Source organism: Collinsella sp. AF20-14LB, assembly GCF_003459505.1.
Taxonomy (GTDB): domain Bacteria; phylum Actinomycetota; class Coriobacteriia; order Coriobacteriales; family Coriobacteriaceae; genus Collinsella.
Window position 1 is genome coordinate 39,904 of sequence record NZ_QRWD01000005.1, and the last position, 8,688, is coordinate 48,591.

Consider the following 8,688-nt stretch of genomic DNA (forward strand, 5'->3'; position numbering starts at 1 on the left):
ATGAAGAAGAACAAGAACTATGTGGACCTGAAGGACCAGCCGGTTCCCGAGGGCCAGCATCTGCTCGAGGTCGATGACCTTAAGATGTATTTCCACACCGAGGATGGCGTCGTTCGCGCCGTCGACGGTGTGTCCTACACGCTCGATCGCGGTGAGACCCTGGGCGTCGTCGGTGAGTCCGGCTCTGGTAAGTCCGTGACCGCCATGACCATCATGGGCCTCATCTCGATGCCTCCGGGAAAGATTGAGGGCGGCGACGTTCGCTACCGCGGTCGTTCGATCCTCGAGATGACCGAGGAAGAAATGCAGCATATTCGCGGCAACGATATCGCGATGATCTTCCAGGATCCTATGACCTCCCTGAACCCGGTCTATAAGATCGGCAAGCAGGTGGGCGAGGGACTTCGTCTGCACCGTGGCTACTCCAAGCAGGAGGCGCTCAAGCGCGCCACCGAGCTTTTGGACCTCGTTGGCATTCCCGAGCCCGAGAAGCGCGTCAACGAGTATCCGCACCAGTTCTCTGGTGGCATGCGTCAGCGCGTCATGATTGCCATGGCGCTTGCCTGCGATCCCGATATCCTGATTGCCGATGAGCCCACGACTGCTCTGGACGTTACCATCCAGGCTCAGATTATTGAGCTGATGCAGGAAATGCAGGAGAAGAACGGCAACGCCATTATCATGATCACCCACGACCTTGGCGTTGTCGCCGATATGGCCGATAAGATCATGGTTATGTACGCCGGCCGTCCCGTCGAGTTCGGTACTGCCGAAGAGATCTTCTACGAGAGCCGTCATCCCTACACCTGGGGCCTTATCCGCTCCATCCCGGAGCAGGCCATCGAGGAGAAGAAGCCTCTTACGCCGATTCACGGCAACCCGCCTTCGCTCATGAACTTGCCTGAGGGCTGCGTCTTCTCTCCTCGTTGCCCCTATGCGACGGACAAGTGCCGCAAGCAGCGCCCCGAGCGCGTTGTTACCGAGTCTGGCCATTACTCTGCGTGCCACTACTCCGGTGACCCCGAGTTCCTCAAGAATGCTCCTGCGACGTCCCGTACGCGCAAGGATTCCGAGAAGGGAGGCGAGGCGTAAATGGCAGATAAGAACGAGCGCACTCCGCTGCTGAAGGTCGAGCACCTCTCTAAGGAATTCCCCGCCGAGTCCGGCATGTTCGCCAAGCGCTTTTCCAAGCGCGTCGTCTCTGCTGTGAACGACATCTCGTTTGAGATTTATCCTGGCGAGACCTTTGGTCTGGTTGGCGAGTCTGGTTGCGGTAAGTCCACCACGGGCCGCACGATTATGCGCCTGACCCAGCCGACTGCCGGCAAGGTGTTCTTCCAGGGCAAAGATGTTGCCGAGATGAGCAAGCATGAGATCAAGGACATGCGTCGCGAGATGCAGTTCATCTTCCAGGACCCCTATGCTTCGCTGAACCCCCGTATGACCATCGGCGAGATCGTCTCCGAGCCCATGACTATTCACGGCGTGGGCACCAAGGAGGAGCGTATCGAGCGTGTTCGCGAGCTTCTCGACGTCGTTGGACTGAACCCCGAGCACATCAACCGCTATCCGCACGAGTTCTCGGGCGGTCAGCGTCAGCGTGTCGGCATCGCCCGCGCCTTCGCTTTGAAGCCCAAGCTGATCATCTGCGACGAGCCCGTTTCCGCTCTGGATGTTTCCATTCAGGCCCAGGTTCTGAACCTGCTCAAGGAACTTCAGGACAAGTTTGGTACGGCGTATCTGTTTATCGCCCACGACCTGTCCGTCGTGCAACACATCTCCGATCGCGTTGCCGTTATGTATCTGGGCAAGATGGTCGAGGTTTCGGACTGGAAGACGCTCTATAGCGAGCCTCACCACCCGTACACGCAGTCGCTGCTGTCTGCCGTGCCGGTGCCCGATCCGGATATCCAGAAGACCCGCAAGCGTATCATCCTCGCCGGCGATCCGCCGTCGCCGCTGGATCCGCCGACCGGCTGCCGTTTCCACACCCGCTGCCCGATCGCGCAGGGCATCTGCTCCGAGAAGCTTCCCGAGTTTAAGGAAGTCGCACCGGGCCATTGCTGCGCCTGCCACTTCGCCGAGCCGTTCCCGATCAAGGAATCGCACATCGACCTGTAGTCGGTTGTTTTCGTCCGGGCCCGTGCTGGACTTAGTTTTCAGAACGTCCTCGACCATGGAAACCCCCTTATCCTGCTCCTTCGGAGCTGCGGATAAGGGGGTTTCCTGGTCTGCGGAATGTTCTGAAAACTAAGTCCAGCACGGGCCCTACGTTGCCGTTGCAGAGGGGAGCGCGATTCCTTGATCGCTCACTTAATCTAATAAGAAATTGAGCGAGGCCGGAGCTTTGGCTCCGGCCTCCTTATATAAGGGCTCGGCAAAGCCGAGCCACTAAATTCTTATCAGCCCCAGAATATGTTTGAGAACTGTGCATGAAGCATGTGCCCCTAGGGCCGGAATGAGGTTGCTTTCCAACGCATTCCGCAGGGGGCGGCATTATTTTGTAGCGCGAAGCGCGGATCAAAATAATGCCGCATGCCCGAGGACGCGTTGGAAAGCAACCTCATTCCTGCCCGAACAGGTCAGTCTACCTGCGCATTTACAAATTCGTAAACTTTTTTGAAAAAAGTGCTTGCACAGTTCTCGAATCATAGGTTATTATCTTCCTCGTTGAACGCGCGGGTCCAACAAAACGAACTGCGAATCAACAACATAGCATGTCGGAGTGGCGGAATTGGCAGACGCGCTAGCTTGAGGTGCTAGTGACCGCTTTTTGGTCATGCGGGTTCAAGTCCCGCCTCCGACACCATCGCATTTGAGAAGCCTCTTCGGAGGCTTTTTTGTTACCGATAGACGGTGAGGTCCACGATGGAAACGCTTGAGCGCAACGAGTGGGCAGACGTTGCCCAACTGGTCGAGATCACGAGCGATGCTGTCATCATTTGTGAGCTCGATGGAACCATCCTGCATGTGAATAATCGTTTGCTCGATCTGATGTGCGAGGAGCGCGCTGACGTCATCAACGGTGATGTCAAGGACGTTCTGTACTCGTCTGCCTTTGAGCGCGCGACCGAACATCGTCTGCCGTTTGAGACCGATGGCTGCGAGAGCGAGCTGATGCTCAAGCTGAGCGACGGGTCCTTTATTCCCGTCTTGGTTCGCGCAGGTTCCGTTACGCCTCCGCGTATCTTTGGACGCCGCGCGCCGCGCGTCCTGGTGGCGCTTCACAGCATCGAAGAGCAGTATTCCCACGATCGTCAGCTCAAACGTGCGCTATCGGAGCTTAGGGTGGCGAATAAACGCCTTTCGGGCACCCTTTCGGTCATTATGAGTACCGTGGGCTCCGATGAGCTCCCCAGCTTGCTCGATACCGTTTTGAATCAGCTCGTCGGAACGCTCGATGCCTCTGGAGCTGCGATTTATTTTTCTGAGAGCGGCGGTTTTAAGCTCCGCGGTGTTTCCAAGGAGCTGCATGATAGCTACCTTCCCGAATTTATGCCGTACGGCGCGGGCATTCCGACCTACGTGCTTCGTGAGTCGCGTGCCTGTCGTCTGTCGATCCAGCAGGACCTTGAGGGCGACCGGGTTGCTTCGGGTATGTTCATTGATTTGGACAATCGTTCCAAACACTTGCTGCGCGTGCAGGATATGCCTCCGTATCGCAGTGAGATCTGTCTTCCCGTGTTTTACGGCACGCAGGTGCTCGGTGTGTTGGAGGTCGGTTGGAAACGTCCACAGGCGCCACTTGCCTATGACCTTAACGTGCTCGAGGTCATCTGCGATTACCTGTCTATTCAGATGGTCGGCATGGCGTCGAGCTTACGTTCGCGCCGCACGGCAGAACTTGGTCGTTCGCTCAACGTGCTGCGCGATGAGCTTTTTACCTATCTTGATGATCCCGTCGTCGCTTCGCGCGCGGTATCGTCGGAAATTTGCGCCGTGCTCAACTGTCATTTTTGCCCCGTGGAGTATGATGCGGGCCTCGAAGCCTATGTCATCGATTTTGAGGGCGGCAGTCGCGTAGCGTTGCCGGGCGATCCGGAGTCGCTCTTCTTTTCTGTCACGACGCCGGCAGCGCGCCTGGGATCAGCTTCCGATGGGTTCGAGACGTCGGTGCTGGGCGGGACGAGCGCTGACGATCTCAAGCACGTGCGCCTAACGCGCGTGGATGAATCCACGCCTATGGGTGCATGGCTGAGAGCCCACGGCCTGCCGTGTCAGGGACTGTATGTCGACTCCGGTATCGAGGCGGGGCGCTATCGCTCGGAGGCGGATGACAAGCGAAACAACGATGCGATCGTTCACGCTGATGTCGCAAAGGGGCCGACAACGCGCGCCTTGCTGCTCCGTGATGGCAGCCAGGAACCAATCGACGACCTTGAATACGACTACATGGTGCATTTGGCTCACGATTTTGAGCTGATCTATGAGGGTGAGTCTCAAAAGCGCGAGGAGCGTCATATCGCTCAGACGCTTCAGATCGGCATGAGAAATTCGCTTGGTGACGTTCCGGGAATCGCCGCCGATTCGGTGTACCTATCGGCAACGAATTCGGCGCTGGTCGGCGGTGACTTCTATACGCTTGTTCGTCTTCCCGACGATTGCGCCGTTATGATTTTGGGAGATGTGTCCGGCAAGGGAATCGAGGCGGCGTCGATGTCGGCGCTCGTCAAGACGGCGCTGACGGCCTATGCCTGGGAGGGTGCGGGGCCTGCCCGCATGGCTCGCTCGCTCAATAGCATGCTCATGGGCTTTTCGAGAGTCGAGACGTTTGTGACGGCGTTTATCGCCAAGATCGATCTTAAGGCGGGTCGCGCTACCTATTGCTCTGCGGGACATCCTCCCACTATGGTCATTCGGCCGTCGTCGACGCCGCTTGGTGGCGGCGAGACCTGCGGGGGAGAAGTGGAGCTCCTTGGGTGTCAATCGGGCGTGATCGGTGCCTTTGAGAGCATGGTGTACGAGACGGGCGTCTTTACGTTCGCTCCTGGTGACATGCTCTTTATGTATACCGACGGAACGATCGAAGCGCGCGATCGCTCTGGTGCTTTCTTTGGCGAGCAACGCCTTCGCGATCTTTTGCTCTCTGTTTCGGGTGAGGGCGTATCGGGAATCTGCGGTAAGGTCTTGAGCGAGCTTGACCGCTTTACCGAGTCGGCGCTGGACGATGATATCGCGTTGGTTTCCCTTGAGTTTTTACGGGGCCGATCGTAGGCTGCGACGCTTGAGGGGCGAAACCTACGCGGTTGTAGATATGTGTGCATCGAGCGAGCTCTTTTGGGGAACCATGGTCGTATGAATGAGTGGAATGACATAGCGGTTTTGACGCCACCGGGTGATGTCGACATCGCCTCGGTGCCCGCGCTGCGCCGACGGTTGGATAATTTGATCGACCGGGGCGTGCGCCGCGTTGTCATCAATTGCCAGGCCGTGGGCTTTATCGATTCGACGGGTTTGGCGTTTTTGCTTACACGCGCCAGAGAGCTCATGAGGCGAGAGGGCCTGCTTTCGCTCGTTAACGCCTCCGATGAGGTCATTCGCTTTTTGGAGATTGCCCGACTTGTCGACATCCTCCATGTTGCGGGCTTCGCTCGGGAGTCGATTCCTGCCATTCCGGTGGGGGAATTGCCTCGCTGGAGCAAGAGTGTCGAGGTGCGCCAGGGTATCGAGAACCTTCCATACTATCGTCATCGTATTGCCGAGCTACTCGAATCGCTTCCCCTGAGGCGTGATGAGCGCTATGACGTCGCATTGGCATCGGGCGAGGCGCTGGGCAACGCGTATGACCATGCGGGTGGTATCGGATGCATCCTGACGGTTCAGGCCTATGGCGATCGTGTCGTGATTGAGGTTGTCGACCGTGGGGCGGGCTATTCGATCGACGGGTCGAGTGAACCGGTTACGACTGAGGAACGCGGGCGTGGAATCAAGCTCATGCGCATGTTGGTCGACAACGTGGAGGTTGCCCGTCGTACTGATGGTGCCGGTACGCGCGTTCGGATGGTAAAGCTGTTTAGCGGAACGTTGGAATCGTGCGCCTAGTAAATCGTTTTGGCATGTTTATCTGCCAAGAGCATGTGGCGAATAACTTTTTTGAAAAAAGTACTTGCGTCTTTTGGACAACTCGCGTAAATTAATAACCCGCAAGCGGACATGGCTCAGTTGGTAGAGCACAACCTTGCCAAGGTTGGGGTCGCGGGTTCGAGCCCCGTTGTCCGCTCCATTGCATTTCCGGACCGTTTAGGCGGTCCTTTTTCGGCGAAGTGGCCAAGTGGTAAGGCAGAGGCCTGCAAAGCCTTTACCCCCGGTTCGAATCCGGGCTTCGCCTCCAAGCAACATCCGGGCGCTCCGGCGCCCGTTTTATTTTACATATGCGGACATGGCTCAGTTGGTAGAGCACAACCTTGCCAAGGTTGGGGTCGCGGGTTCGAGCCCCGTTGTCCGCTCCAAACGCAGCAGCCCGACTACTACGGTAGCCGGGCTTTTTCGTACCCATCGCTTGGGCTCGAACCCGAGAGGGAGCGAGCGTTTGGGGCGTGGCTGTGGCGTTGTTTGCCGCGAATGTCCGCTTTGGGCGTATCATCGTGGGCATCTCGCAAAACCTCGTTGCAAGGGAGACTCATCCCATGGCTACAGAAAAGTCCTCTTCGCGCCCATGGATGTCCGATGCCGCGATTTATCAAATCTACCCGCGCTCGTTTAAGGATTCGACTGGTTCGGGTCTGGGCGATATCGCGGGCATTACCCAGCAGATGGACTATCTTGAGCGGCTGGGTATCGAGGCCATCTGGCTGAGCCCGTTTTACCCATCGCCTCTTGTTGATGGCGGCTATGATGTGGCGGACTACTGCGATGTCGACCCACGTCTCGGCTCGCTTGACGACTTCGATGACATGATCGCTGCGGCTCACGCGCACGGCATCAAGGTCATCGTCGACATCGTGCCCAACCATTCGTCCAACCAGCACCCCTGGTTCAAAGCCGCTCTTGCCGCCGGCCCCGGATCGCCCGAGCGCGCCCGTTATATCTTCCGCGATGGTCGCGGCGAGCACGGCGAGCTGCCTCCCACCAATTGGAATGCCAACTTTGGCGGCCCCGCCTGGACGCGCGTCGCGGACGGTCAGTGGTATCTGCACATGTTTACGCCCGAGCAGCCGGACTTTGACTGGTCGTGCCCCGAGGTTCACGCGTTCTTTTGTGACGTCCTGGCGTTTTGGAGCGATCGAGGCGTCGATGGCTTTCGCATTGATGTGGCGCACGGTCTCGCCAAGGATCTCGACCGCGATGACCTCGACCGGTGGCATCTCGCCGAGGGCGATGACATGGTTGAGGACGGCACCCATCCGCTGTGGGACCGCAACGAGGTCCACGAGATCTATCGCGAGTGGCGCCGCGTGTTCGACCGCTATGATCCGCCACGCAGCGCCGTTGCCGAGGCGTGGGTGCTGCCCGAGCGCCAGTATCTCTACGCGCGTCCCAGCGAGCTTGGCCAGACATTCAACTTTGAGTTTGCCAAGGCCACTTGGACCTATGATGACATGCACGCTGCAATCGAGGAGGGCTTGAAGGCAGCTATAGAATCCGATTCCGCCTCGACCTGGGTGCTCTCCAACCACGACGTGCCGCGCGTGGCGACGCGCTATGCCCTGCCGCAGATCAAGGCGACGCGCTACCACCAGATTGCGCTCGACTGGCTCTTACGCGACGGGTCGTCTTATGACGAGGAACGTGAACTCGGCGAGCGCCGCGCGCGGGCGGCCCTTTTGCTCGAGCTGGCGCTTCCGGGCTCGGCATACGTGTATCAGGGTGAGGAGCTCGGCCTTTTTGAGGTGGCTGACATTCCGTGGGCTGTACTCGAAGATCCTACTGCGACCAATACGCACGGACCGAAGCGCGAGAAGGGGCGCGACGGCTGCCGTGTGCCCCTGCCGTGGGTGGCGGCGGACGATCCCGCGCAGGGCGGATCGTTTGGGTTTTCACCGGCGGACGCCGATGCGGCGCCCCATCTGCCGCAGCCTGCATGGTTTTCCGATTACGCTGCCGATAGGGAAGAAGCGGACCCGACATCGATGCTTGCGCTCTATCGTGACGCCCTCTGGCTGCGGCGCAAGCTGCGCGGGTGCGCCAACGATCTCGCGTGGCTCGATCTTGACGGGCGCACCGGCCTTGCGGATGGTGCCGAGGGCGCTGAGGGCGGCGTCATCGCCTATCGCCGCGACAACGGCTGGGCGTGTGTGACGAATTTCGGTGCAGCGCTCGTGGAGCTGCCTGCGGGCAGGGTCCTGCTCGCCTCATCACCGCTTGCAGACGGTAAGCTCGCGCAGGACAGCTCTGCCTGGATCATGCTCGGTGAGATGTAGGGGTCTCTTGCGGCGAGCTTGCGTTTGCCTGCGCCTTCCGCGGCGGCTGATGTCTTCGCGAGGTTCGCGAGGGCGTCGCAAAACTTTTCAAAAAAAGTTCTTGCATTTGGGTGGATCATCCCGTATATTAAATCCTCGCAGGCGGACATGGCTCAGTTGGTAGAGCACAACCTTGCCAAGGTTGGGGTCGCGGGTTCGAGCCCCGTTGTCCGCTCCATTTGGGCGTTTAGCTCAGGGGGAGAGCGCTTCCCTGACACGGAAGAGGTCAGAAGTTCAAATCTTCTAACGCCCACCAAATGTTCGCAGCTCAGAGGCATCGCCTCTGGGC

At 58.7% G+C, this 8,688-nt stretch carries 5 protein-coding genes and 6 tRNA genes; all 11 read left to right on the plus strand.

Annotation, left to right across the window (positions count from 1 at the left end):
- The 11 genes from DWX63_RS03595 (at nt 1) to DWX63_RS03645 (ending at nt 8,655) form a co-directional block, all read left to right on the plus strand.
- The gene (locus tag DWX63_RS03595; protein WP_117842841.1) at nt 1-1,092 is read left to right on the plus strand and encodes an ABC transporter ATP-binding protein; all 1,092 of its coding nucleotides are present in this window, start codon (nt 1-3) and stop codon (nt 1,090-1,092) included.
- A complete protein-coding gene (locus DWX63_RS03600; protein ID WP_117655655.1) occupies nt 1,093-2,121 on the plus strand; it encodes an ABC transporter ATP-binding protein in 1,029 nt (342 codons plus the stop codon). It begins immediately after the preceding gene.
- Nucleotides 2,122-2,719: 598 nt separating this feature from the next.
- A tRNA-Leu gene (locus DWX63_RS03605) sits at nt 2,720-2,809 on the plus strand.
- Between the two features lie 59 nt (nt 2,810-2,868).
- Nucleotides 2,869-5,214, plus strand: a complete 2,346-nt coding sequence (locus DWX63_RS03610) for a SpoIIE family protein phosphatase (protein WP_117842842.1) — start codon at nt 2,869-2,871, stop codon at nt 5,212-5,214.
- Nucleotides 5,215-5,295: 81 nt separating this feature from the next.
- A complete protein-coding gene (locus DWX63_RS03615) occupies nt 5,296-6,042 on the plus strand; it encodes an anti-sigma factor antagonist (RefSeq protein WP_117635453.1) in 747 nt (248 codons plus the stop codon).
- Between the two features lie 105 nt (nt 6,043-6,147).
- A tRNA-Gly gene (locus DWX63_RS03620) sits at nt 6,148-6,223 on the plus strand.
- A gap of 34 nt (nt 6,224-6,257) precedes the next feature.
- A tRNA-Cys gene (locus DWX63_RS03625) sits at nt 6,258-6,331 on the plus strand.
- 42 nt (nt 6,332-6,373) lie between these two features.
- Nucleotides 6,374-6,449, plus strand: a tRNA-Gly gene (locus DWX63_RS03630).
- Nucleotides 6,450-6,626: 177 nt separating this feature from the next.
- Entirely contained in the window at nt 6,627-8,360 is a 1,734-nt protein-coding gene (locus DWX63_RS03635) for a glycoside hydrolase family 13 protein (RefSeq protein WP_233514452.1), read from the plus strand.
- A 141-nt stretch (nt 8,361-8,501) separates the two neighbouring features.
- A tRNA-Gly gene (locus DWX63_RS03640) sits at nt 8,502-8,577 on the plus strand.
- 3 nt (nt 8,578-8,580) lie between these two features.
- Nucleotides 8,581-8,655: transfer RNA gene (locus tag DWX63_RS03645), tRNA-Val, on the plus strand.
- The last annotated feature ends 33 nt before the right edge of the window (nt 8,656-8,688 follow it).

Excerpts from the sequence above, each read along its gene's own strand:
- DWX63_RS03595 (WP_117842841.1), top strand. The coding sequence starts at position 1 with ATGAAGAAGAACAAGAACTATGTGGACCTGAAGGACCAGCCGGTTCCC.
- DWX63_RS03600 (WP_117655655.1), top strand. The coding sequence starts at position 1,093 with ATGGCAGATAAGAACGAGCGCACTCCGCTGCTGAAGGTCGAGCACCTC.
- DWX63_RS03610 (WP_117842842.1), top strand. The coding sequence starts at position 2,869 with ATGGAAACGCTTGAGCGCAACGAGTGGGCAGACGTTGCCCAACTGGTC.
- DWX63_RS03615 (WP_117635453.1), top strand. The coding sequence starts at position 5,296 with ATGAATGAGTGGAATGACATAGCGGTTTTGACGCCACCGGGTGATGTC.
- DWX63_RS03635 (WP_233514452.1), top strand. The coding sequence starts at position 6,627 with ATGGCTACAGAAAAGTCCTCTTCGCGCCCATGGATGTCCGATGCCGCG.